Origin of the sequence: Occultella glacieicola, assembly GCF_004353825.1 — a bacterium.
GTDB lineage: Bacteria > Actinomycetota > Actinomycetes > Actinomycetales > Beutenbergiaceae > Occultella > Occultella glacieicola.
In genome coordinates this window covers 51,849-74,853 of the sequence record NZ_SMNA01000014.1, presented here as the reverse complement: position 1 = coordinate 74,853, position 23,005 = coordinate 51,849, and the positions used below count along the sequence as shown (strand labels likewise).

15 protein-coding genes are annotated in these 23,005 nt (G+C 72.5%); 9 read left to right on the top strand and 6 right to left on the bottom strand.

Annotated features, from left to right (window positions below; genetic code table 11):
* Positions 1-7 precede the first annotated feature (7 nt).
* From EXU48_RS21665 to acnA, 5 genes are all read left to right on the top strand, one after another.
* On the top strand, positions 8-388 hold the full coding sequence (locus EXU48_RS21665) for a nitroreductase family deazaflavin-dependent oxidoreductase (RefSeq protein WP_133109784.1): 381 nt from the start codon (positions 8-10) through the stop codon (positions 386-388).
* Between the two features lie 28 nt (positions 389-416).
* Positions 417-2,444, top strand: coding sequence for an APC family permease (locus EXU48_RS21660; RefSeq protein WP_133109783.1), 2,028 nt, complete (start codon positions 417-419; stop codon positions 2,442-2,444).
* Positions 2,434-3,762, top strand: coding sequence for a class I SAM-dependent RNA methyltransferase (locus tag EXU48_RS21655; protein ID WP_133109782.1), 1,329 nt, complete (start codon positions 2,434-2,436; stop codon positions 3,760-3,762). Before EXU48_RS21660 ends, EXU48_RS21655 begins: the two co-directional genes overlap by 11 nt.
* Positions 3,762-6,215 carry an HAD-IC family P-type ATPase gene (locus tag EXU48_RS21650; RefSeq protein ID WP_133109781.1) on the top strand — a complete coding sequence of 818 codons (2,454 nt, stop codon included), beginning with the start codon at positions 3,762-3,764 and terminating at the stop codon, positions 6,213-6,215. The genes EXU48_RS21655 and EXU48_RS21650 overlap by 1 nt, the downstream gene beginning before the upstream one ends.
* 73 nt (positions 6,216-6,288) lie before the next feature.
* Positions 6,289-9,057 (top strand): aconitate hydratase AcnA, encoded by a 2,769-nt coding sequence (gene acnA, locus EXU48_RS21645; protein WP_328591665.1) that lies wholly within the window; start codon positions 6,289-6,291, stop codon positions 9,055-9,057.
* Positions 9,058-9,135: 78 nt separating this feature from the next.
* Here the strand turns inward: acnA and EXU48_RS21640 are convergent, their stop codons facing one another.
* Complete coding sequence (locus EXU48_RS21640; protein WP_133109779.1) at positions 9,136-11,106, bottom strand: alpha/beta hydrolase family protein; 1,971 nt, start codon at positions 11,104-11,106, stop codon at positions 9,136-9,138.
* 53 nt (positions 11,107-11,159) lie between these two features.
* Here EXU48_RS21640 and EXU48_RS21635 point away from each other — a divergent pair, with 53 nt between their 5' ends.
* Positions 11,160-12,470: a serpin family protein gene (locus EXU48_RS21635; RefSeq protein WP_133109778.1), complete on the top strand. Its 1,311-nt coding sequence runs from the start codon at positions 11,160-11,162 to the stop codon at positions 12,468-12,470.
* Here the strand turns inward: EXU48_RS21635 and EXU48_RS21630 are convergent, their stop codons facing one another.
* Complete coding sequence (locus tag EXU48_RS21630; protein ID WP_133109777.1) at positions 12,471-13,925, bottom strand: GuaB1 family IMP dehydrogenase-related protein; 1,455 nt, start codon at positions 13,923-13,925, stop codon at positions 12,471-12,473.
* A gap of 52 nt (positions 13,926-13,977) precedes the next feature.
* Here EXU48_RS21630 and EXU48_RS21625 point away from each other — a divergent pair, with 52 nt between their 5' ends.
* Entirely contained in the window at positions 13,978-15,669 is a 1,692-nt protein-coding gene (locus EXU48_RS21625; RefSeq protein WP_133109776.1) for a long-chain-fatty-acid--CoA ligase, read from the top strand.
* On the opposite strand, the gene EXU48_RS21620 is transcribed toward EXU48_RS21625, so the two are convergent.
* The 4 genes from EXU48_RS21620 to EXU48_RS21605 form a co-directional block, all read right to left on the bottom strand.
* The gene (locus EXU48_RS21620; protein ID WP_133109775.1) at positions 15,666-16,541 is read right to left on the bottom strand and encodes a carbohydrate ABC transporter permease; all 876 of its coding nucleotides are present in this window, start codon (positions 16,539-16,541) and stop codon (positions 15,666-15,668) included. The genes EXU48_RS21625 and EXU48_RS21620 overlap by 4 nt on opposite strands.
* Entirely contained in the window at positions 16,538-17,545 is a 1,008-nt protein-coding gene (locus EXU48_RS21615) for a carbohydrate ABC transporter permease (RefSeq protein ID WP_133109842.1), read from the bottom strand. The genes EXU48_RS21620 and EXU48_RS21615 overlap by 4 nt, the downstream gene beginning before the upstream one ends.
* A 76-nt stretch (positions 17,546-17,621) precedes the next feature.
* Positions 17,622-18,905 carry an extracellular solute-binding protein gene (locus EXU48_RS21610; protein WP_133109774.1) on the bottom strand — a complete coding sequence of 428 codons (1,284 nt, stop codon included), beginning with the start codon at positions 18,903-18,905 and terminating at the stop codon, positions 17,622-17,624.
* 31 nt (positions 18,906-18,936) lie between these two features.
* Positions 18,937-19,980 (bottom strand): LacI family DNA-binding transcriptional regulator, encoded by a 1,044-nt coding sequence (locus EXU48_RS21605; RefSeq protein ID WP_133109773.1) that lies wholly within the window; start codon positions 19,978-19,980, stop codon positions 18,937-18,939.
* Positions 19,981-20,119: 139 nt separating this feature from the next.
* Between EXU48_RS21605 and EXU48_RS21600 the strand changes: the two genes are divergently transcribed.
* Together EXU48_RS21600 and EXU48_RS21595 are read left to right on the top strand one after the other, a co-directional pair.
* Entirely contained in the window at positions 20,120-22,246 is a 2,127-nt protein-coding gene (locus EXU48_RS21600; protein ID WP_133109772.1) for a glycogen debranching N-terminal domain-containing protein, read from the top strand.
* Positions 22,247-22,313: 67 nt separating this feature from the next.
* On the top strand, positions 22,314-22,970 hold the full coding sequence (locus tag EXU48_RS21595) for a YqaJ viral recombinase family protein (protein ID WP_133109771.1): 657 nt from the start codon (positions 22,314-22,316) through the stop codon (positions 22,968-22,970).
* Positions 22,971-23,005 lie beyond the last annotated feature (35 nt).

Sequence of the window (23,005 nt, the reverse complement as noted above, 5' to 3'; positions counted from 1 at the left end):
GCAACCGATGAGCCCACTGTCCCGCAAGGCCGCCGAGCGCAACAAGAAGTACCTGAACCCGGTCATGCGGCATGTCGCGCCCAGGCTGCCGGGTTTCGGTCTGCTCACCCATACCGGGCGCAGGTCCGGTGCCGCGTACACGATTCCGGTCAACGTGTTCGTGAGGGACGGTGCCTACGTGTTCGCCCTGACCTACGGGCCGGAGACGGACTGGGTCCGCAACGTCCTCGCGGCGGGCGGCGCCCGCGTCCGTACCCGCGGCCGCACGGTCGAACTCACCGACCCGGTGCTCGGCCGGGACGAGAAGGCGTCCTGGGCGCCCTTCGTGGTGGCGAGGATCCTGCGCGCGACACGCTCGCTCGAGACGCTCACGATGCGGGAGCGTTAGCGCGGATCGGCGCGTACAGTGAGCCACCGTGCCTGATCTCACCGATGCCGCCAAGCGCATCCTCGTCGGGCGCCCGGTCCGCAGCGAGCGCCTCGGGCACACGCTGCTGCCGAAGCGGATCGCGCTGCCGGTGTTCGCCTCCGACGCCCTCTCGTCGGTCGCCTACGCGCCCGACGAGATCCTGCTCACGTTGTCCCTGGCGGGACTGGCGTCCTACACGATCTCGCCGTGGGTCGGGCTCGTCGTCGTCGTCGTCATGCTCGCGGTCGTGGCCTCCTACCGGCAGACCGTCCGTGCCTATCCCTCCGGCGGTGGCGACTACGAGGTGGCCACCACGAACCTGGGGCCGCGTGCCGGGCTGACCGTCGCGAGCGCATTGGAGGTCGACTACGTGCTGACCGTCGCCGTGTCCGTCTCCTCCGGATCCCACTACCTGGCCACCGCGTTCCCGGCCGCCCGCGGACATGAGGCGATCGTGGCGATCGGGCTGGTCACGCTGATCGCGCTGATCAACCTGCGCGGCGTGCGGGAGTCCGGCACGTCCTTCGCCGTCCCGGTGTACCTGTTCATGGCCGCCATGGGCGTGATGGCCCTCGTCGGTGGCATCCAATGGCTCACCGGGACCCTGGGCACCGCCGAGAGCGCCCAGTTCGACGTGCTCGCCGAGCCGGGCTACGAGGCCGGCCTGATGGGGCTGGCCGGTGCCTTCCTGGTGCTGCGCGCGTTCTCCTCCGGCGCCGCCGCCCTGACCGGGGTCGAGGCGATCAGCAACGGGGTGCCAGCTTTCCGCAAGCCGAAGTCGAAGAACGCGGCGGCCACGCTGGTGCTGCTCGGGCTGATCGGCGCGATCATGCTGATGACGGTGATCGGGCTGGCACAGGCCACCCAGATCCGGTTCGTCCAGGACCCGCACCTGCAGCTGACCCTGGACGGGCAGCCGGTGCCGGAGGGCTACGAGCAGGATCCGGTGATCGGCCAGCTCGCCCAGACCGTGTTCGCGGGCTTTCCGCCGATGTTCTACCTGGTGACCGCGGCGACCGGACTGATCCTGCTGCTCGCGGCGAACACGGCGTTCAACGGGTTCCCCACGCTCGCCTCCATCCTGAGCAAGGACGGCTACCTGCCGCGGCAGCTGTACACACGCGGGGACCGGCTGGCGTTCTCCAACGGGATCATCATCCTGGCCGTGGCCGCGATCACGCTCATCTGGATCTTCGACGCCGAGGTGACCCGGCTGATCCAGCTGTACATCGTGGGCGTGTTCGTGTCCTTCACCCTCGGCCAGCTCGGCATGATCCGGCACTGGAACGAGCGCCTGCCGAGCGTGGTCGCGGCCAAGGAACGGGCCACCATGAAGCGGTCCCGGGCGATCAACGCGTTCGGGTTCGCGCTCACGGCGGTGGTCCTCGGCGTCGTGCTGATCACGAAGTTCACGCACGGCGCGTGGATCGCACTCGGCCTGATGGGGTTGCTGTTCGCGGTCATGGTCTTCGTCCGGCGGCACTACCAGCAGGTCGCGGACGAGCTCGCCATCGACGACGTCACCGAGGCCCGCACCCTGCCCAGCCGGGTGCACGCGATCGTGCTCGTGTCCAAGGTGCACAAGCCGACGATGCGGGCCCTGGCGTACGCCCGGGCCACCCGGCCGTCCACGCTGCAGGCGATCACGGTGGCCGTGGACCGGGCCGCCGCGGAGCAGGTCCGCCGCGACTGGGACGCGACCGGGGTGCCGCTGCCACTGACCGTCCTGGACTCCCCGTACCGGGACCTGACCCGTCCGGTCCTGGAGTACGTGAAGTCGATCCGTCGCGAGTCCCCCCGCGACCTCGTGGTCGTCTACGTGCCCGAGTACGTCGTGGGGCACTGGTGGGAGCGGATCCTGCACAACCAGAGCGCGCTGCGGCTGAAGTCCCGCCTGCTCTACACCCCGGGGGTGGTGATGGCGTCCGTGCCGTGGCAGCTGGCGTCCTCGGCACGGACCCTGGTCAACCCCGAGGACCCGGGTGAGCGACTCGGTGACCTGCCCGCGCCGGGCATGGTGCGACGTGGCGACTGAGCTCGGCCGGACGGCACCCGGATCCGGCAGATCGGGCGGGTCGGGCCGGCCGGGTGCTGTCGGCGACCTGCTCACCCTCGATGTCGGCGCGCCGGTGCACGGCGGTCACTGCCTGGCCCGCCACGACGGCCGGATCGTCTTCGTGCGTCACGCCCTGCCGGGCGAACGGGTCCGCGCGGTCCTGACCGAGGCCCGCCGCAAGGGGTACTGGCGGGCCGATGCGACCGAGGTCCTGGTCCCCTCGCCGGACCGGGTGGAGTCGGTGTGGCGGGCGGCCGGACCCGGTGGGGTCGGTGGCGGCGAGCTCGGCCACGTGAGCCTGCCGGGCCAGCTGGCCTGGAAGCGCGACGTGATCGCCGACGCGCTCCGCCGGATCGGGCACCTGCCTCCCGAGCATCCGGCGCTCGCCCGCCTGCACGTCGAACGCCCGCCAGGGGACGCGGCGCGACGCGGGCTGCACACCCGGACCCGGATCGAACTCGTGGCCGACGGCGAGGGCCGGGCGGGCATGCACCGGTACCGCTCGCACGAGGTGCTCGCGCTGACGGACATGCCGCTCGCCCTCGCGCCGATCGTCGCTGCCGACCTGTTCGGGCGCACCTGGCGCCCGGGGGCCACGATCGAGGCGGTCGCCCCGGCCGACGGCGACGTGCTCGTTCTCGTCGACGGCGAGCCGCTGCGCGGCGACCGTCGCAACGTCCGCGAGCGGGTCCGCCTCGCCGACGGGTCCGAGTACCGGTACCGGGTCGCCGGGAGCGGGTTCTGGCAGACGCACGTCGATGCCCCGGCGATCCTCGTCGACGCCGTGCTGGACGCAGCCGCGGTCGGTCCCGGCGCAGCCGTCTGGGACCTGTACTCCGGCGCCGGGCTGTTCACCGTGCCGCTCGCCGAGGCCGTCGGGTCGCAGGGCCGCGTCGACGCCGTCGAGGGTGACGAGCGGGCGGTGACCGACGCCCGCCGGAACGTGCACGGACTCGACCAGGTGGTGCTGCACGGCGGGGATGTCGCGGCCGTCCTCGACGCGGACAGCGGCCCAGCCGGCACCCATAGCCCTGCCCGCCCCGGCCGCCCTGCCCGCCCCGATGTGGTGGTCCTGGACCCGCCCCGCGCCGGCGCCGGCGGGGACGTCATGGACGCCGTCCTCGCGGCCGCCCCGGAGCGGGTCGTCTACGTGGCCTGCGACCCGGCGGCGCTGGCCCGGGACGTCGCGCACGCGCGTGAGCGAGGACATGAGCTGAGTTTCCTGCGGGCGTTCGACCTGTTCCCGCACACCCACCACGTGGAGTGCGTCGCGGTCCTGACGCGCACGACCACGTGATGAGCACGCCACCCCGGACGAACACGACCGATCCCGGACGCGGGCTGAGCGCCGCGGACGTCGCGGCCCGGGTCGCCCGGGGCGAGGTGAACGTCGCCCCGGAGTCCTCCTCGCGGAGCCTGGCCGCCATCATCCGCGGCAACCTGTTCACGTTGTTCAACGCCATCCTCGGCACCGCGCTGGTGGTGGTCCTGCTCGTCGGGAGCTGGCAGGACGCCGTGTTCGGGTTCGTGCTCCTGTCGAACGCACTCATCGGCGGCCTCACCGAGTACCGGGCCAAGCGCACCCTGGACCGCCTCGCGATCCTCGACGCCCCGAACGCGACCGTCCTGCGTGACGGCGCCGAGCAGGTCGTCGACCTCCACGAGATCGTCACCGACGACGTGCTGCTGCTCCGGCTCGGCGACCAGGTGCCCGCCGACGGCGAGGTGCTGTCCAGCCGCGGCGCCGAGATCGACGAGTCGATGCTCACCGGCGAGAGCGAGCCGGTGGGCAAGCGGCCGGGCGACGAGGTGCTCTCCGGGTCCGCGGTCGTGGCCGGCTCGGCGGTGGTCCGGGCCACCCGGGTCGGCACGGAGGGTTACGCGAACCGCCTGACGGCGCAGGTGCGGCGGTTCTCGCTGGTGAACTCCGAGCTCCGCTCGGGCATCAACCGGATCCTGGTGTACGTGTCCTGGGCGATCGTGCCGATCGCGGCGCTGCTGGTCTGGAGCCAGATCCGCCACCACGGGGGGCTCGACCTCGCCCTCGCCGACGGGACCTGGCGCGGGGCGGTGGTGTCCGCCGTCGCCGGCGTCGTCGGCATGGTGCCGGAGGGCCTGGTCCTGCTCACCTCGATCAACTTCGCCCTGGCCGCGATCGTGCTGGCCCGGCGCAAGGTGCTCGTCCAGGAGCTGCCGGCCGTCGAGGTCCTGGCCCGGGTGGATGTGCTCTGCCTGGACAAGACCGGCACCCTCACCGACGGCACGGTCGGCCTGTCCGAGCTGATCGAACTGACCCCGACGCCCGGCGCCCGGGCCGCCCTGGCGGCGCTGGCCGCCGATCCGGACGCGAACGCCTCCGCCGCCGCGATCGCCCCCGGGGTGGCGGACGTCCCGGCCCCGGCCGCGCAGGTCCTGGTGCCGTTCTCGTCGGCGCGGAAGTGGAGCGCCCTGTCCACCGGCGAGGGCACCTGGGTGTTCGGGGCACCCGAGGTGCTCCTCGACCCGGACGACGGCGTGCTGGCACGGGTGCACGAGCTCGCCGACACCGGCGCCCGGGTGTTAGTGCTGGCCGCCGCCCCGGCCGATGCACCCACCGCGCCCACAGTGGCCGGTGAGGCGCCCCCGCGGGACCTGCGGCCGGCCTACCTGGTGGTGCTGCGCGAACACGTGCGTCCGGACGCCGCCCAGACCCTCGCCTACTTCGCGGCGCAGGGGGTCACCGTGAAGGTGATCTCGGGGGACAACCCGGCCACGGTCGCGGCGATCGCGGGCCTCGTCGGGCTCGGCCGCAGTGGCACCGATGGCAGCGACGGCGCAGTCACCGGCGTGGATGCCCGCACCCTGCCCGCCGACGGGGAGGAACTGGCCGATCAGGTCACCCGGGAGCAGGTGTTCGGGCGAGTCACCCCGGAGCAGAAGCGGGCGTTCGTGCACGCGCTCCAGTCCCGCGGGCACACGGTCGCGATGACCGGTGACGGCGTCAACGACGCCCTCGCCCTGAAGGACGCGGACCTCGGGATCGCGATGGGCTCGGGGGCGGCGGCCACGAAGGCCGTGGCCCGGCTGGTGCTCCTGGACGGCCGGTTCGCCACCCTGCCCGGCGTGGTCGACGAGGGCCGCCGGGTGATCGCGAACATGGAACGGGTCGCCTCCCTGTTCCTGAACAAGACCACCTACGCGGTGCTGCTCGCGATCGTGGTGGCCATCACCGCGTGGCCCTACCCGTTCCTGCCCCGGCACCTGACCCTGGTCGGGGCCCTGACCATCGGCACCCCGGCGTTCTTCCTTGCCCTGGCCCCGACCCGGCAGCGCTACGTGCCCGGCTTCCTGCCCCGGGTGCTGTCCCTGTCCATCCCGTGCGGCATCGCCTCCGCCGTCGCGGTGCTCGTCGTCTACGGCACCCTCCATGCCCGGGACGCCGGCCTGCAGGCGAACACCGGCGCCACCCTGACCCTGGTCATCATGGGGCTCTGGCTGCTCGGCGCCCTGGCCCGGCCCTGGAACTGGTGGAGGATCCTGCTGTTCGCGGCCATGGCCGGCGGCGCCGTCCTGGCGCTCGCCGTGCCGCCGGTCCGGACGTTCTTCGCCCTCGAGCTCCCGGAGCCGTTCACGGCCGTGCTCGTGGCCGTCACGGCCGGCCTGGGGTGCCTCGTGATCGAGCTGGCGTACCGCCGTCGGGCGCTGCACCCGGGGGCGGCCGAGGTGCACCCGGCGGCGGAAGTGCGATACGATATCTCGACATCGAGATAAATTACCTCATGCGGTCGTCGCGTTAAGTGCGAGGATGCGATGACGACCCGCGAGACCCAGCCGAGGAGTGGTTGTGAGCAGCGTCAACACGTTTTCCGCCAGGGGGACCCTGGACGTCGGTGGGACCGGCTACGAGATCTACCGACTGAGCGCCGTCGAGGGCCTCGAGCGGCTCCCGTACAGCCTGAAGGTGCTCGCCGAGAACCTGCTCCGCACCGAGGACGGCGCGAACATCACCGCCGACCATGTGCGGGCTCTGGCGAACTGGGACCCGGACGCCCAGCCGGACACCGAGATCCAGTTCACGCCCGCCCGCGTGGTGATGCAGGACTTCACCGGCGTGCCGTGCGTCGTTGACCTGGCCACCATGCGCGAGGCCGTCGCCGACCTCGGTGGGGACCCGGCCAGCATCAACCCGCTATCCCCGGCCGAGCTGGTCATCGACCACTCGGTGCAGATCGACGTGGCCGGCCGCCCGGACGCCTTCCAGCGGAACGTGGACATCGAGTACCAGCGCAACCACGAGCGCTACCAGTTCCTGCGCTGGGGCCAGACCGCGTTCGACGACTTCAAGGTGGTGCCGCCGGGCACCGGCATCGTGCACCAGGTCAACATCGAGTATCTGGCTCGCGTGGTGATGACCCGTGAGGTCGAGGCGGGCGGCGAGAAGGTCCTGCGTGCCTACCCGGACACCTGCGTCGGCACCGACTCGCACACCACCATGGTCAACGGGCTCGGCGTCCTCGGTTGGGGAGTCGGCGGCATCGAGGCCGAGGCCGCGATGCTCGGCCAGCCGGTCTCGATGCTGATCCCGCGGGTCGTCGGCTTCGAGCTCAGCGGCCAGATCCCGTCCGGCGTGACCGCGACCGACGTGGTGCTCACGATCACCGAGATGCTCCGCCAGCACGGTGTGGTGGGCAAGTTCGTGGAGTTCTACGGCGCGGGTGTGGCCCAGGTCCCGCTCGCCAACCGCGCCACCATCGGCAACATGAGCCCCGAGTTCGGTTCCACCGCCGCGATCTTCCCGATCGACGACGTCACCCTGGACTACCTGCGCCTGACCGGCCGCTCCGACCAGCAGGTCGCGCTCGTCGAGGCCTACGCCAAGGAACAGGGCATGTGGCTCGACCCCGAGGCGCAGGGGTACGCGGAGCCGAAGTTCTCCGAGTACCTGACCCTCGACCTGAGCACCGTGGTGCCCTCCATCGCCGGACCGAAGCGGCCCCAGGACCGCATCGAGCTGACCCACGCCAAGTCGGCGTTCCAGCGGGACCTGCCGAACTACGCGTCCGATGTCGTCAACGGCGTCGACGAGGCGGAGAAGGAGTCCTTCCCGGCCTCCGACTCCCCGGCGATCTCCCAGCAGGCCCGGCGCACCGTGCAGGTGACCACGCCGGAGGGCGCGTCCTACGACCTGTTCCACGGGGCCGTCGCGATCGCCTCGATCACGTCCTGCACGAACACCTCGAACCCGTCCGTGATGCTGGCCGCCGGCCTGCTCGCGAAGAAGGCGGTGGAGAAGGGGCTGACCGTCAAGCCGTGGGTGAAGACCTCGATGGCGCCCGGGTCGCAGGTGGTCACGAACTACTACGAGAAGGCCGGGCTGTGGCCCTACCTCGAGAAGCTCGGCTACCACCTGGTCGGGTACGGCTGCACCACCTGCATCGGCAACTCCGGCCCGCTCGCCGACGAGGTCTCCGCGGCGGTCAACGACCACGACCTGTCCGTGGTCTCGGTGCTCTCCGGTAACCGGAACTTCGAGGGCCGGATCAACCCCGACGTGAAGATGAACTATCTGGCCTCACCGCCGCTGGTGATCGCCTACGCCCTCGCCGGGACCATGGAGTTCGACTTCGAGCACGAGCCGCTCGGCCGCCACGAGGACGGCTCACCGGTGTTCCTGCGGGACATCTGGCCGTCCGCCGCCGAGGTCCAGGAGACGATCGACGCCTCGATCAACCGGGACATGTTCACGAAGGACTACGCCGACGTGTTCAGCGGCGACGAGCAGTGGCGTGCCCTGCAGACCCCCGAGGGGGACACCTTCGAGTGGGACGCGGACTCCACCTACGTGCGCAAGCCTCCGTACTTCGAGGGCATGGGCGCCACCCCGGAACCGGTCGCCGACATCACCGGCGCCCGGGTCCTGGCCAAGCTCGGTGACTCGGTCACCACCGACCACATCTCCCCGGCCGGCTCCATCAAGCCGGATTCACCGGCCGGGAAGTACCTGGCCGAGCACGGCGTCGCCCGTCGCGACTTCAACTCCTACGGCTCCCGCCGCGGGAACCACGAGGTCATGATCCGGGGCACGTTCGCCAACATCCGGCTGCGCAACCAGCTGCTGGACGACGTCGAGGGCGGGTTCACCAAGAACCTGCTCACCGGTGAGCAGACCACCATCTACGACGCGGCCCAGGACTACGCCGAGGCCGGTGTGCCGCTGGTGATCCTGGGCGGCAAGGAGTACGGCTCCGGGTCCTCCCGCGACTGGGCCGCCAAGGGCACCGTGCTGCTCGGCGTCAAGGCCGTCATCACCGAGAGCTTCGAGCGGATCCACCGCTCGAACCTGATCGGGATGGGCGTGCTGCCGCTGCAGTACCCCGAGGGCGAGAACGCGGACTCCCTCGGCCTGGACGGCACGGAGACGTTCGACATCGCCGGGGTGACCGCCCTGAACGACGGCGAGACGCCGTCGACCGTGCACGTGAGCGCCACGAGGGCGGACGGCACCGCCGTCGAGTTCGACGCCGTCGTCCGTATCGACACCCCCGGCGAGGCGGACTACTACCGCAACGGCGGCATCCTGCAGTACGTGCTCCGGTCCCTGGTCGCTGCCTGAGCCGGCCGTAGGCCCGTCCGGGCCCCCGGCAGCGCGCGGATCCACGCGCTGCTAGGGCCCGGTCGGGCCTCGACACGTTCAGGCGGGCCTGAAACCGAACGCCTGGCCGTAGAAGGCCAGCTCCGCCGTCGCGGCGGCCTGGATGTTCTCGGCGCGGCGGAACCCGTGGCCCTCGCCGTCGAACATGACCAGTTCCACGTGCAGGCCCTTGTCACGGACGGCCCGGGCCATCGACTCGGCCTGGTCGCGGGGTACCACCCGGTCCTCCGTGCCCTGCAGCAGGATCATCGGAGCGCTGAGCCGGTCGGTGTGGTGGATCGGGGAGCGGGCCAGGTACCGGTCCCGCTGCGCCGGGTACGGCCCGATCAGGGAGTCGAGGTAGCGGCTCTCGAACTTGTGGGTGTCCCGGGCCAGCGCCTCGAGGTCCCCGATGCCGTAGAGGCTGGCCCCGGCCGTGAACGTGTCCGTGAAGGTCAGGGCGGCGAGCGTGGTGAAGCCACCGGCGCTGCCCCCGCGGATCGCAAGGCGCTCCGGGTCGACCCGGCCGGACTCCGCGAGCCAGCGTGCCCCGGCGGCGCAGTCCCGCACGTCCGCCAGACCCCAGGCGCCGCGGAGCCGGTCCCGGTAGGCGCGCCCGTAGCCGGTGCTGCCGCCGTAGTTCACGTCCAGGACGGCGAACCCACGGGTGGTCCAGAACTGGACGCCCGGCCGGAATCCGGGGGACGTGGCGCCGGTGGGGCCCCCGTGGGTGAACACCAGCAGCGGCGGCAGTTCGCCGTCCGGAGCGGCGAGGCGCGCCGAGGTCGGCGGGTAGAAGAAGCCGTGCGTGATCCCGAGCTCGGAGCGCCAGCGCACGACCTCGGGCCGGGAGATGTCGGCCGGGTCCAGGTGCTGGCGCGCACTGGTCCGCAGGACGTTCACGTGCCCGTGGGCCAGGTCGAGCTCGACGATGGCGGACGGCTCGGTCTCGGACTCGCCGAGGAAGACCACCCGGTCGCCGTCCGCGCGGACCGGGCCCCACGGCTCCCAGTCCCCGTCCCACCGCTCCAGCTGTCCGTTCGCGGTCAGCATGGCACCGAGGAAGCGGTGGCCACCGCTGGACCAGGACACCACCAGATGGGCCTCGTCGAGGACGTCGTGGGTGCGCGGGCCGAACCCCCACTGGGGCATCGAGAAGTCGGCCTCGGCGGGGTGCAGGTGCCGGGTCCGGGCCTCACCCTCGACGAACTCGGTGCGGTACAGGTTCCACCACCCGGTGCGGTCGTCGACGTGGATGAGGTCGCCCGTCGGCGTCCACTGCGGCTCGGCCGCGCTCACCCCCGGCCCACCCGCGAGCGCACGCTCATGCAGGAGCCGGCCCCCGCCGTCGGCCACGGAGGCGACGTGCAGCGTGGTCGCATCCCAGGGCATGTCCGGGTGGTTCCACGTGATCCAGGCCAGGACCGCGCCGTCCGGGCTCAGCCGGGGCGAGGTGACGAAGTCGGGACCGTCCACGAGCACCGCGATCGCGGACGGGGTCGCGCCGCCGGTGTTCGCGCCGCTGCCGTCGAGCGGGACCGAGACCAGGGTGGTGCGTGGGTCGGTGCGCTGGCCGCCGGCGGCGCCGTGGTCCTCGGCAACGGCGTAGACCAGTCCACGCTCGGCGTCCACCTCGAGGTCGGCGTACCGGCGGCCGTCCGCCGGGACGAGGGGGACCGGTGAGGAGAAGGTGCCGTCGGCCCGGCGGTCCACCCGGTAGAGCAGGTCGTCCTCACGCCGGGAGAGCACCACGCCGGTGGGGGTGACCGCGTAGGACGCCCCGCCGTACTCGTGGGCCCGGGTGCGCACGTCGAAGCTTGCGTCGACGACATCGGTGAGGGTGCCGTCGGCCTCCCGCCGGACCAGCGCCTGACGGCCACCCTCGGCCGGCCGGCCCTCGAGCCAATAGGTCGCATCGCCGTCGAGGGCGATCTCACCGAGCCGGACCGTGCCCGCGGTGAGCTCGGCGACGCCGAGGGGGGAGGGCCACGCGCCGAACGGCGCCACGGTGCGGGTGTCGGTCTCGCTCATGGGCCCATCCTTCACCATCGGGGCAATGGTCACCCCCGGTAGGCTGCGTCGGCATGGGACACGGGTCGGCGTCGACGGGCGCAACACGGTCGGTGCGGGCCGCGGTGGCAGGGCTGGGGGCCGCCCTCCTGCTGCTGGCCGGGTGCACCAGCCCCACCGGGGAGACCACCGGATCGGAGGTCCTGGAGTCGCGGTCGCCGCGGGCCGCGGTCGCCGTCACCGACGTGCCGGCCGCCGCCGCCACTGTGGTCGCCGCGACCTCGGGCCTGGGTGCCCGGCTCCTGAACGCGGACCCGGACCAGAACCTGGTGGTGTCACCGATCTCGGTGATGGTGGCGTTCGCCATGCTCCGGGAGGGCGCCGCCACCACCACCGCCGCCGAGCTGGACCGGGCGCTGGGTTTCCCGGCCGAGTACCGCGGGGAGGCCATGAATGCCCTGCTCGGCCAGCTCCAGCTCCACGAGGGCGACCCTGGCGAGGTCACGGTCGGGCAGGTGCCACCCGAGCCGGTGCTGCACGTCGCGGACCAGCTCTTCGTCCAGGAGGGCTTCGAGGTGCAGCAGCCGTTCCTGGACGCCCTCGCGACGCACTACGGCGCGGACGTGCTCCGGGTGGACTTCGCCGCCAGGGGACCCGCCTCGGGGCGCGCGGTCGTCGACGACTGGGTCGCCGAGCACACCGGGGGAGAGGTCGACGAGGCGCCGATGCCCTTCGACCGGACCACCCGGCTGGCGCTGCTGAACGCGGTCCGGCTCGCGGCGGCCTGGCAGGAGCCGTTCAGCGACGCGACCGCACTGGGGCAGTTCCACCGGCCCGACGGCACCACGACCACGGCAGCGTTCCTCGAGGACACCCGCGAGCTGGCGTACCTGACCACGCAGAACGGCACCGCTGCGGTGCGGATCCCGTACACGGCGGCCTTCGCCATGGACGTGGTGCTGCCGGCACCCGGGCTGCGCTGGGACCCGGCCGGCTGGCCCGAGGCCGCGGCCGGGCTGGATGCCGCGGCGCCCGTGAGCGTGGAGCTCACGCTGCCCACGTGGTCGCACACCAGCAGCCTCGACCTGAGCCCGAGCCTGCGGGAGGCCGGCCTGACCGAGACCCTCGGCGCGGCACCCGACCTGAGCGGGATCGCACCGGGTCTGTGGATCTCGGCCGCCGCCCACCAGGCCACGATCACGGTGGACGCCGCGGGCACGGTGGCCGGGGCGGTCACCGGGATCGCCGCCACCGAGTCCGCGGAGGTGGTCGAGGGGGCGCCGGTGTTCCGCGCGGACCGGCCGTTCGCCTACCGGATCGTGCACCTGCCGACCGGGCTGCCGGTGTTCATGGGGCAGGTGGTGGACCCGGCCGATGCCCCGTGATCACCAGCCCGCGGGGAGCGGGCGGCCCTCGTCGTAGCCGACCGTGGACTGCAGACCCACCAGCGCCTTGTCCGCGAACTCCGCGAGCGAGCGCGCGCCGGCGTAGGTGCAGGAACTGCGCAGCCCCGAGGTGATGTGGTCGAGCAGGTCCTCCACACCGGGGCGGTCCGGGTCGAGGTACATCCGCGAGGACGAGATGCCCTCCTCGTAGAGCGCCTTGCGGGCGCGTTCGAACGGGGTGGAGGTCGTGGAGGTGCGGGCGGCCACGGCGCGGGCCGAGGCCATTCCGAAGCTCTCCTTGTAGGTGCGCCCGTCCGCGTCGAGGTGCAGGTCCCCGGTGGACTCATGGGTGCCCGCGAACCAGGATCCGATCATCACCTGGGACGCCCCGGCGGCCAGGGCGAGGGCGACGTCACGGGGGTAGCGGACCCCGCCGTCGGCCCAGACGTGGGCGCCGAGCTCCTTGGCGCGTGCGGCACACTCGAGCACCGCGGAGAACTGCGGGCGGCCCACGGCCGTCATCATCCGGGTGGTGCACATGGCGCCCGGGCCGACCCCGACCTTGATGATGTCCGCGCCGGCCTCGACGAGGTCGCCGACGCCGTCGGGCGTGACGACGTTACCGGCCACCACCGGCACCTGCGGGTCGAGCGCCCGCACCGCGCGAAGCGCCTCGAGCATCTTCGCCTGGTGGCCGTGCGCGGTGTCCACCACGAGCACGTCCGCGCCCGCCTCGAGCAGGCCGGTGGCGTGCGCGGCGACGTCCCCGTTCACGCCGATGGCGGCGCCGACCCGCAGCCTGCCGGCGGCGTCGACGGCGGGGGTGTAGATCGAGGATCGCAGCGCGCCGGTGCGGGTGAGGACTCCGACCAGCATCCCCTCGGCATCGACCACGGGTGAGAACCGGCGCCGGGCCGCGTACTGCGCGTCGAACGCGGCCCGCAGGGCGTCCGGGCCCTGGAGGACCCTCAGGTCCAGCACGGTCGGGTCCGGCGTCATCACCTCGTGGGCCTGGGTGAACTGGTCCACACCCTGGCAGTCGCGGCGGGTCACGACCCCGATCGGCCGGCCGCCCTCGACCACGACCGCCGCGCCGTGGGAGCGCTTGTCGATCAGCGTGAGGATCGTGTGCACCGTGTCCGTGCGGCCGACCGTCACCGGGGTCTCGAGGACCGTGTGCCGGGCCTTCACCGAGGCGATCGTGCGGCTCACCTCGGCCAGCGGCACGTCCTGCGGCAGGATCGCCAGACCGCCCCGGCGCGCGACGGTCTCGGCCATCCGGCGGCCGCTGATGGCGGTCATGTTCGCCACCACCACCGGGATCGTGGTGCCGGTCCCGTCCGCGGAGGCCAGGTCCACATCGAACCGGGAGGCGACATCGGAGTAGGACGGGGCGAGGAACACGTCCCCGTAGGTGAGGTCGTGGGTGATCGCGTGACCGGGCAGCAGGCGCATGACGGCAAGCCTAACCGGGCGGTCGGTTGCGGCGCGGACTAGGCTCGGCGGCATGACTGAGCCCACCCCGCCCTGGGTCCGGAACTACCAGGAGGGGGTCCCGGCCACGATCGAGGCGCCCACCGAGTCGCTGCCGTCGATGCTCGAGGACTCGGTCCGGCAGTTCGGCCCGAAGGTGGCGATCGAGTTCTTCGGGGCCCGGACCACCTACGCCGAGCTCGGGGACCAGGTCGCGCGGGCCGCCGAGGGGCTGAGGCGCCTGGGCGTGGAGCCCGGCGACCGGGTCGCGCTCGTGCTCCCGAACTGCCCTCAGTACCTGGTCGCGTTCTATGCCGCGCTGCGGCTGGGCGCGGTGGTGGTCAGCCACAACCCGCTGTATACGGCGGAGGAGCTTGCGCATCAGTTCGCCGATCATCGGGCCCGGGTGGTGATCGCCTGGGACTCGGTGGTGCCTCGGATCGCGTCGTTCGCGGCGGACACCGGCGTGCGGGACCTGCTCGCGGTGAGCCTGATCGCCGCGATGCCGCGCCTCAAGCGGCTCGCGCTCGCGCTGCCGGTCCCGGCGGCCAGGGCCGGCCGGGCCGCGCTGAGCGGCCCCTCGACCGGGTCGACCGGCACCTGGGGCGACCTGCTCGCGGGAACGGCACTCGCCGTCGACCATCCGTTCCCGGACGTGCGCGACCTGGCCGTGCTGCAGTACACGAGCGGCACCACGGGCCGCCCGAAGGGCGCCATGCTCAGCCACTACAACCTGCGCTCGAACGCGTTGCAGGGGCAGGCGTGGATGCACGGTGCGGTGCCCGGAGCGGAGACCATCTACGGCGTGCTGCCGATGTTCCACGCGTTCGGCCTCACCCTCTACCTGACGTTCTCGGTGCTCACCGGCTCCAAGCTGGTGCTGTTCCCGAAGTTCGACGTGGACCTCCTCCTGGGTGCGGTGCGCAAGTCCCCGCCCACCGTGCTCTGCGCCGTGCCGCCGATCTACGAGAAGGTCGCGACCGAGGGCAAGGCGCGTGGCGTCGACCTGTCCACCATCCGGTTCGCGATCTCCGGCGCCATGGTGCTGCCGGGCCACGTGGTCGAGTTGTGGGAGTCCGTGGCCGGTGGCCTCCTCGTCGAGGGGTACGGACTCACCGAGAGCTCCCCGGTCGCGCTCGGCAACCCGTTCGCGCCGAGCCGGCGCAACGGCACCATCGGCGTCCCGTTCCCGAGCACGGACATGCGCGTGGTGGACCCCGACCACCCCGACGTGGACGTGCCCCAGGGTGAGCCCGGCGAACTGCTGCTGCGCGGTCCCCAGGTGTTCTCCGGGTACTTCGGCGATCCCGAGGCCACGGCGCAGACCCTGCTCGACGGCGGGTGGTTGCGGACCGGTGACATCGTCACCGTGGACGCCGACCACTTCACCACGGTGGTGGACCGCCGCAAGGAGATCATCATCACCGGTGGCTTCAACGTGTCCCCGTCCGAGGTGGAGGAGGTGCTGGTGGCCCACGCCGACGTCGCCGAGGCGGCGGTGGTCGGTCACGAGCGGGCCGACGGCGGGGAGCAGGTGGTCGCGGCGGTGGTGCTCGTGGAGGGGGCTCAGTTGGACGAGCAGGCGCTGCGCGCCTTCTGCCGGGAGCACCTCACGCCGTACAAGGTGCCCAAGCGGATCGTGGCCGTGGACGAGGTGCCGCGCTCGATGCTCGGCAAGGTGGAGCGGCGCAAGGTGCGTGAGGAGCTGGCCTCCCGCTGGGGCTAGCCCCTGATGGCACCGTCGTGGGTCGACGTGATGCGGCGCTGGAACACGAGGAAGAGCAGGGCCACCGGGATCGACATGATCACCGCGGCCGCCAGCTTCAGCGGGTACTGGGTGCCCTGGCTGAGGGCCCCTGCGGTGAGCTGGGCGACGCCCTTCGTCAGCGTCTGCAGCTCGGGGCGGTCCGAGGCCACGATGAAATGGGACAGCTCGTTCCAGGAGCCCTGGAAGCTCAGCACGATGATCGTGATCAGGGCCGGGCCGGCCATCGGCAGTGCCACGGACCAGAAGATCCTCAGGGGGCCCGCGCCGTCGATGCGGGCGGCCTCCTCAACGCCGGGCGGCACGGAGGTGAAGTAGTTCCGCATGATGAAGACGCCGGCCGCATCCACCAGGAGCGGCAGGATCAGGCCGGCGAAGCTGTTGTAGATGCCGAACGTGTTGATGACCAGGAACCGGGGGATCAGCAGCACCACCCCGGGCACGGCCATGACCGCCACCAGGGCCGCGAACACGACGCCGCGGCCAGGGAACCGCAGCCGGGCGAGCGCGTAGCCGGCCAGGGAGGCGAACAGCACCCGGCCGGTGGTCACCGTGAGGGTGACGATCACCGAGTTGCGGACCCAGAGCGGAAAGTCGGAGTTGCGCAGGAGCTCGGTGTACGCGGACGTGGACGGCGTCGCCGGGATCAGCGAGAGCGGGTCCGCGGCGGCCCCGGCATCGGTCTTGAACGACGTCGCGAGGCTGATCGCGAACGGGTACAGGTAGGCGAGGGCGAGCAGGATCAGGACGGCCAGCGCCACCGCGGAACCGAACCGCGAGCGGCGCAGCCACGCGGGGCCGCGGTCCCGCCGCAGCGCGTGGGTGGCGGTCATGACCCGGACCCCGTTCCGGGACGGCGCGCCGGCCGGAGCCGGTGTGGGGCCGTTGTGTCCCGTTCGCGCAGCAGCCACCGGCCGACCAGGGTGCTCACCACGATGATCGCGAAGAGCAGGAACGCGATCGCGGCACCCTGGCCCCACTCCTGCTGCTGGAAGGAGGTCTGGTAGGACAGGTAGGCCGGCGTCAGCGTGGTCTTGCCGGGTGTGCCCTGGGTGCCGGTGTAGACCTGATCGAACAACTGCCAGGTACCGATCAGGCCCAGCGTGATCACCGTGAACAGCGTCGGGCGCAGCATCGGGACCGTGATCCGGTGCAGCCGCTGCCAGGGGGTGGCGCCGTCGACGACCGCGGCCTCCTCCACCTCGCCGGGCAGGTGCTGCAGGGCGGCCAGGAAGAGCAGCATGAACGTCCCGGACGTGGTGAACACCGCGAGCACGATCAACACGCACATCGCCACGCTCGGGCCCGAGATCCAGTTCCACCAGGAGAGCCCGAGCAGCACCGGGCCGCTCTCGTACGGCGCCCGGATCCCGAACGCCCCGAGGGCCAGGTGCACCACCCCGCGGGGGTCGGCGAACCAGTTCGGGCCCTCGACACCCAGCACCGCGAGCAGCCGGTTCACCGCGCCGGTCGCGGAGAACAGGAACAGGAACACCACGGTGATCGCCACCGAGGACGTCACCGACGGGAAGTAGAACGCGCTCCGGAAGAACCCGCGACCCGCGACCACCCGGCGGTGCACGAGCACCGCGAGCGTCAGCGCGAGGATGGTCTGCAGCGGGACGACGGCGAGGACGTAGTAGAGGTTGTTGCGCATGGCGCGGCCGAGGTCCTTCGTCGCGAGGCCGTCACCGAGGAGGACGTCGGAGTAGTTGGCGGCTCCCACGAACCGGGCCGCGCCGGTCATCGGGTTCCCGACGCCCCGCCAGTCGGAGACGCTGACCCAGAACGCCATCGCGATCGGCACCACGAGGAACAGACCCAGGATCACGACCATCGGAGCGACGAACGCCCACCCGGCCACGCCCTGCCGCGTCGCCGACCGCCTGCCAGCCCGCTTCCTCACCTCCCCGTCAGCCTCCGAGGACGGCCTGCAGGTCCACGTGGACCGACGCGAGGATGTCCGCGGGGTCGGCGTCCGGGAGGCCCTCGAGTTGTGCGTTGAAGTCGGCGAGGACCGCCGCGGCCCCCGGTGCGGACGGGAACCCGTGCGCGTAGTCGGCCCCGGCCAGGAACGCCGCCTGGTCCGGGTGGTCGCCGGACCACTGCTGGGCGGCGGTGGCCACCGACGGCATCACGCCATACGCGTCCGCGAAGGCGAGTTGCGCCTGCGGCGAGGTGAGGTCGGCGACGAGCTCGACGGCGGCCTCGGTGTCCGTGCCGGCGGCGACGCCCCAGCAGTTGGTGAACTGCAGCGTCCCCCGGCCGCCCGGCCCTTCGGGCAACTCGACGACGCGGTACCGGACATCGGGGAAGTCGGCGGCCATGGCTCCGACGATCCAGTTGCCCTCGACGACCATGGCCGCGCTACCGCTGCCGAGGGCCTCGCCGCCCCAACCGGTGTTCAGCGTCGACGGGAAGGCCGCCACCCCGGAGCCGATCAGGTCCTGCACGTACTCCAGGGCCTCGAGGTTCTCGGGCGAGTCCACGGTGGCCCGGTCGTTGTCCGGTGACGTGAGCGACCCTCCGGCCTCGGCCAGGAACGCACCGATGCGCTGCCACTCCGGGGCGAAACTGAGGCCGACGTGGGTGTCCGTGGTCAGGGCCGTCGCCACCTCACGCAGTTGCGCCCAGGTGGTCGGGAGGTCCGCATCGGTGAGGCCGGCGGCCGCCCAGTAGTCGGTGTTGATGATCAGGGCGAGGGTGGAGAAGTCCTTCGGGGCACAGTAGGTGGTGCCCGCGTAGGTGAACGAGCGGAGCAGGCTCGGGTAGAAGTCGGCGGCCTGGGGCAGGGCGTCCAGATACGGGTGCAGTGACCCGTTGTCCGCGTGCGCGGCGAACTGGTCGGTGCCCAGGTAGAACACATCCGGCGGCTCGGCGGCCGCGAACCCCTGGCTCAGCTGCTGGTTCAGGTCGGCCGCGACGATGACCTCGGCCCGGATGCCGGACTCGGAGGACCAGGCCGACACCGCCGCCTCGACGGCCTCGGTCTCGGCGGCACCGCTGGAGCCGATCAGCACGGTGACGGTGCCGTCGTCCACGCCGTCGTCCGCCCCGGTCGGGGTCTCGTCGGTGAAGCCGGTGCCGCCCGAGCACGCCGCGGCGGCGAGGACGAGCACGACGGCGACGCCACCCACCCGTGCCGTCCGACGACGCCGTCCACCGACCGGCAAGCGTAGGAGCGGGGGTTGCGGCATCGGATCCTCCTGGCTCGGTGATCGGACCCGGTCAGGATCCCACGGTTCGGGGCAGTGGGTCCGGCGGGATGCTGGTGTCCCGGACGACGAGCTGCGGAGCGAGGATCTCGTGCCGGGAGGCGGGCCCCACGGTGTCGACGCCGATATCGCGGAGCACCAGCGCGAGCGCGCGCTGGGCGGACTCGGTGACCGGTTGCGCCAGGGTGGTCATCCCCGCCAGCAGCGCCACCGCCGAGTCGTCGAAACCGGTCACGGCCAGCCGGCGACCCTGCGCCTCGGCGGCGCGGATGACCCCGAGGGCGACCGAGTCGCTGACGCACACCACCGCGCCCGGGCTGACCCGACGCAGGAGCGTCGCAGCCGCATCGCGGGCAGGCTCGGTGGCGTTCTCGGTGGTCTCCTGCCAGCGCCCATCGGCGGGCAGGCCGAGTTCGGCCATCACGTCCGACCATCCGGTCCGGCGGTCGTCACCGACCCCGGAGCCGTGCGGCCAACCGAGGTAGGCGATCCGGGTGTGCCCGAGCTCGTGCAGGTGGCGGGTCGCGGCCGCCGTGCCGGCTGCCCCGTCGACGTCCACCCAGGGATGGGTGGCGTCCGCGTTGCCCCACGGGCGACCGAAGGTCACGAACGGCACGTCCCGCTCCGCGAGCCAGGCGATACGCGGGTCGCCGTGATGGGTGTTCGTCAGGACGAAGCCGTCCAGGTCGGCACCGGACAGCAGTTCGTCGTACTGGAGGATCTCCTCCTCGTCGTTCCCGGACGCGAACAGCATGATCCGGTACCCGCGCTGTTGCGCGGCCCTGGCGAGGCCGTGCACGAACCGGTCGCCGATCGTGCCGTGCGCATCTGCCGGGACCGGCCTGAGGGAGTAGCCGAGGATCTGGGAACGCCGGGTCCGCAACTGCCGGGCCGCCCGGGACGGTTGGTAGCCGAGTTCCGCGATCGATTCGAGCACGCGGGTCAGGGTCTCGGGTTTGACCACGTCGGGCGCGTTGATGGCGTTCGAGACGGTCTGGCGGGACACCTTGGCGTGCGCGGCAACCGACTCCAGGGTGACGCGTTGCCGCGCGCTCATCTTCCGCCTCCTCGCCAGTTCGTGACCCATTGATGGATCAATCATCGGCCATCGGCATCGTCGTCGGATTGGATCGTTCAAACAGTTGTCCTAGAGTGGTCTGGAACCACCGGGGCTGTCAAGCGTGGAAGGCGTGGGAATGGTTCGGCAACCGCTGCTGCACGATCAGCTGGTCGCACTCGCTGCGCCGACCCAGGCCTGGTCGGGTGCGGACGGGCAGATCCGGGCGGGGCGGGCGGACCTCAACGGGGTGTTCCACGCGGACGTGCGGGTGCTCAGTGAGGCACTTCTGACCGTCGACGGCGTCGTGCCCGAGGGCATCGCCGGCGCGAACGCGGGGTCGGGGTGCGTGCGCCTGGTCGCGCTCGCCCGCGACCTCGACGGCCCAGGCGCGGACCCGACCACCCGGATCGACGTCGAGCGCACGGTGACCCCCGGGCGGATGCGCGAACGCCTGACCCTCTCCAGCGCGACCTCGGTGGGGGCCGTCGAGGCGACGGTCCGGATCCGGCTCGGTGCGGACCTGCTTCCCATGGACCGCGTGAAGGCCGGTGAGGCGGCCACTCCGGTGGTGCCCACCCGGATGGCGGACGGCCTGCGCTGGGTGGGGTCCGAGGCGGCCGCGGGCGGGGTCGAGGTGCAGGTGCGGGCTCCCGGAGCCCGGATCGACCTCGACGAGCCCACCGCCCCGACGCTTGTCTGGACGGTGCGCGCCGAGCCGGACCGGCCCGCCGAACTCACCTGGCAGATCGACTGCGTGGACCCGACCGGTGCGGTCCGAGCCGCGCCGGGCGCACGTCGAGGCGGCCGACCCTGGTCGACGCCGAGCGTGCAGGCCTGGGACCGACGCCTGCCGGTGCTGCTGGAGCGGAGCCTGGACGATCTGGGCGGGCTCCTGATGTCCACCGTGCGGACCCCGGACGAAGCCTTCGTCGCCGCCGGAGCGCCGTGGTTCTTCACCCTGTTCGGCCGGGATTCGATCTGGGCGGCGCGGATGATGCTGCCGCTGGGGACGGAGCTCGCCGGCGGGACACTGCGCACGCTGGCCGCCGCGCAGGGCAGCGTCGTCGACCGCACCACCGGTGAGGAGCCCGGCAAGATCCTGCACGAGCTGCGGCGCGCCCCGATCGGATCGGGGACCGCCGGGATGCTGCCGCCGCTGTACTACGGCAGCATCGACGCGACCCCGCTGTGGGTGTGCCTGCTCGCCGACGCCTGGCGTTGGGGCTTGCCGGAGGCCGAGGTGGCGGCGCTGCTCCCGGCGGCCGAGCGCGCCCTGGACTGGATGGTCACGTACGGGGATGCCGACGGCGACGGCTTCCTCGAGTACGACAGCAGCGGTGGGGGCCTGGCGAACCAGGGATGGAAGGACTCCGGGGACTCGGTCCGCTGGCGCGACGGCGCCCTCGCGACGCCGGCGATCGCGCTCGTGGAGGTCCAGGGTTACGCCCACGAGGCGGCACTGGCCGGGGCGGACCTGCTCTGCGCGTTCGGCCGGCCCGGGGCACACCGGTGGCGGGACTGGGCGGGACGTCTGGCCACCCGGTTCCGCTCCGCGTACTGGGTGGCGGACGCCGACGGCCCGTACCCCGCGATCGCCCTCGACGCCGGCAAGCGCCCGGTCGACTCGGTGGCCTCGAACATGGCGCACCTGCTCGGCACCGGACTGCTGGACCCGGGCGAGGAGCGCGCGGTGGCCGCCCGGGTCGCCGGGCCCGCGCTCGACTCCGGGTACGGCCTGCGTACCCTGGCCGCCGGCTCCGGCGGGTACTGGCCCCTGAGCTACCACGGCGGTGCGGTCTGGCCGCATGACACCGCGATCGCGATCCGCGGGCTCGCCCGGGCCGGATACGGGGAGGTCGCCGCACGCCTGGGCGACGGGTTGGTGCGGGCCGCGCCGGACTTCGGCTTCCGGCTGCCCGAACTGTTCTCCGGCGACGGCCCGTCCGAGGTGAGCAGGCCGGTGCCGTACCCGGCGTCCTGCCGGCCGCAGGCCTGGTCCGCGGCCGCTGCGATGGCCATCGTCACCGCCCGGCTCGGTCTCTCGGTCGACGTCCCGAACGGGTGGATCCGGGTCAGCCCGGCCAGCACCGACGCCCTCTCGGTGTCCGGGTTGCGGGTGGGCGGACAGCACCTGGCCGTCGCGGTCGACGCACAGGCGGGCGTCACCGTGGAGGCGCCGTCCGGCTTCCGGGTGGACGCCCCGGCAGTCGCCGGGCTGGCCACCCGGAAGCCGGCCGGAGTGGGGAACGAGCGGGTCCGCTGACGTGGATCTGCGCGCTGCCCGCGTGCCGAGGTCCGGCGTGGCGCAGGTGTCACGTAATCTCGTGCGGGTGGAGCAGAACCGGTATCGCTATGTGCAGGGCCCTGGCGGCGATCCGGTCACCTCCCGGCAACGCGTCGCCTGGCTCCGGGCCCGGCTGTGGGGCGTCACGGCCACGGACGCGCGGCGCCTGGTCACCTCCCGCGGGCAGGTGAGCAAGCAGCGCAAGCGGCTCCTCGAGGCCAAGCTCAGCGGTTGGGAGGGCCCCCGGCTGCCCCAGTTCGAACACGGGATCGTGCGGGAGCCGGTGATCGCGGCGTGGGTGCACCAACGGTTCGGGATCCATCCGAACTCTCACCTGTGTGCGGGCGAGAACCCGCGCCATCTGGCCACCCCGGACGGGGTCGGGGCGCACTCGATCTGCGAGATCAAGACCGCGGTCGCCGATCTCGACGAGGCGGCGGGGGTGTACCGGGACCAGCTCCAGTGGCAGTTGCACGTGACCGGCTGTGAGCAGGTGCTGTTCGTCGTCGAGAACCGGCACACCTACCGGCGCGATTTCCGCTGGGTCGGCCGGGACGAGGCCCGGATCCGGCTGCTCGCCGAACACGCGGACGCCTTCCTCGTCGACCTGGACGAGCACCGCGCGCTCGCCATCGAGGCCGAGCGACGAGGCGAGGACTACCGACCGGCCGCACTGTCGCCGTCGGGCACGCGCATCGCCTGAGCGGCGACCACGGGGACGTGGTCCGCAGCAGGGGC

Excerpts from the sequence above, each read along its gene's own strand:
- EXU48_RS21665 (WP_133109784.1), top strand. The coding sequence starts at position 8 with ATGAGCCCACTGTCCCGCAAGGCCGCCGAGCGCAACAAGAAGTACCTG.
- EXU48_RS21600 (WP_133109772.1), top strand. The coding sequence starts at position 20,120 with ATGGTTCGGCAACCGCTGCTGCACGATCAGCTGGTCGCACTCGCTGCG.
- EXU48_RS21635 (WP_133109778.1), top strand. The coding sequence starts at position 11,160 with ATGGGACACGGGTCGGCGTCGACGGGCGCAACACGGTCGGTGCGGGCC.
- EXU48_RS21605 (WP_133109773.1), bottom strand. The coding sequence starts at position 19,980 with ATGAGCGCGCGGCAACGCGTCACCCTGGAGTCGGTTGCCGCGCACGCC.
- EXU48_RS21650 (WP_133109781.1), top strand. The coding sequence starts at position 3,762 with ATGAGCACGCCACCCCGGACGAACACGACCGATCCCGGACGCGGGCTG.
- EXU48_RS21615 (WP_133109842.1), bottom strand. The coding sequence starts at position 17,545 with ATGGTCGTGATCCTGGGTCTGTTCCTCGTGGTGCCGATCGCGATGGCG.
- EXU48_RS21630 (WP_133109777.1), bottom strand. The coding sequence starts at position 13,925 with ATGCGCCTGCTGCCCGGTCACGCGATCACCCACGACCTCACCTACGGG.
- EXU48_RS21625 (WP_133109776.1), top strand. The coding sequence starts at position 13,978 with ATGACTGAGCCCACCCCGCCCTGGGTCCGGAACTACCAGGAGGGGGTC.
- EXU48_RS21640 (WP_133109779.1), bottom strand. The coding sequence starts at position 11,106 with ATGAGCGAGACCGACACCCGCACCGTGGCGCCGTTCGGCGCGTGGCCC.
- EXU48_RS21610 (WP_133109774.1), bottom strand. The coding sequence starts at position 18,905 with ATGCCGCAACCCCCGCTCCTACGCTTGCCGGTCGGTGGACGGCGTCGT.
- EXU48_RS21620 (WP_133109775.1), bottom strand. The coding sequence starts at position 16,541 with ATGACCGCCACCCACGCGCTGCGGCGGGACCGCGGCCCCGCGTGGCTG.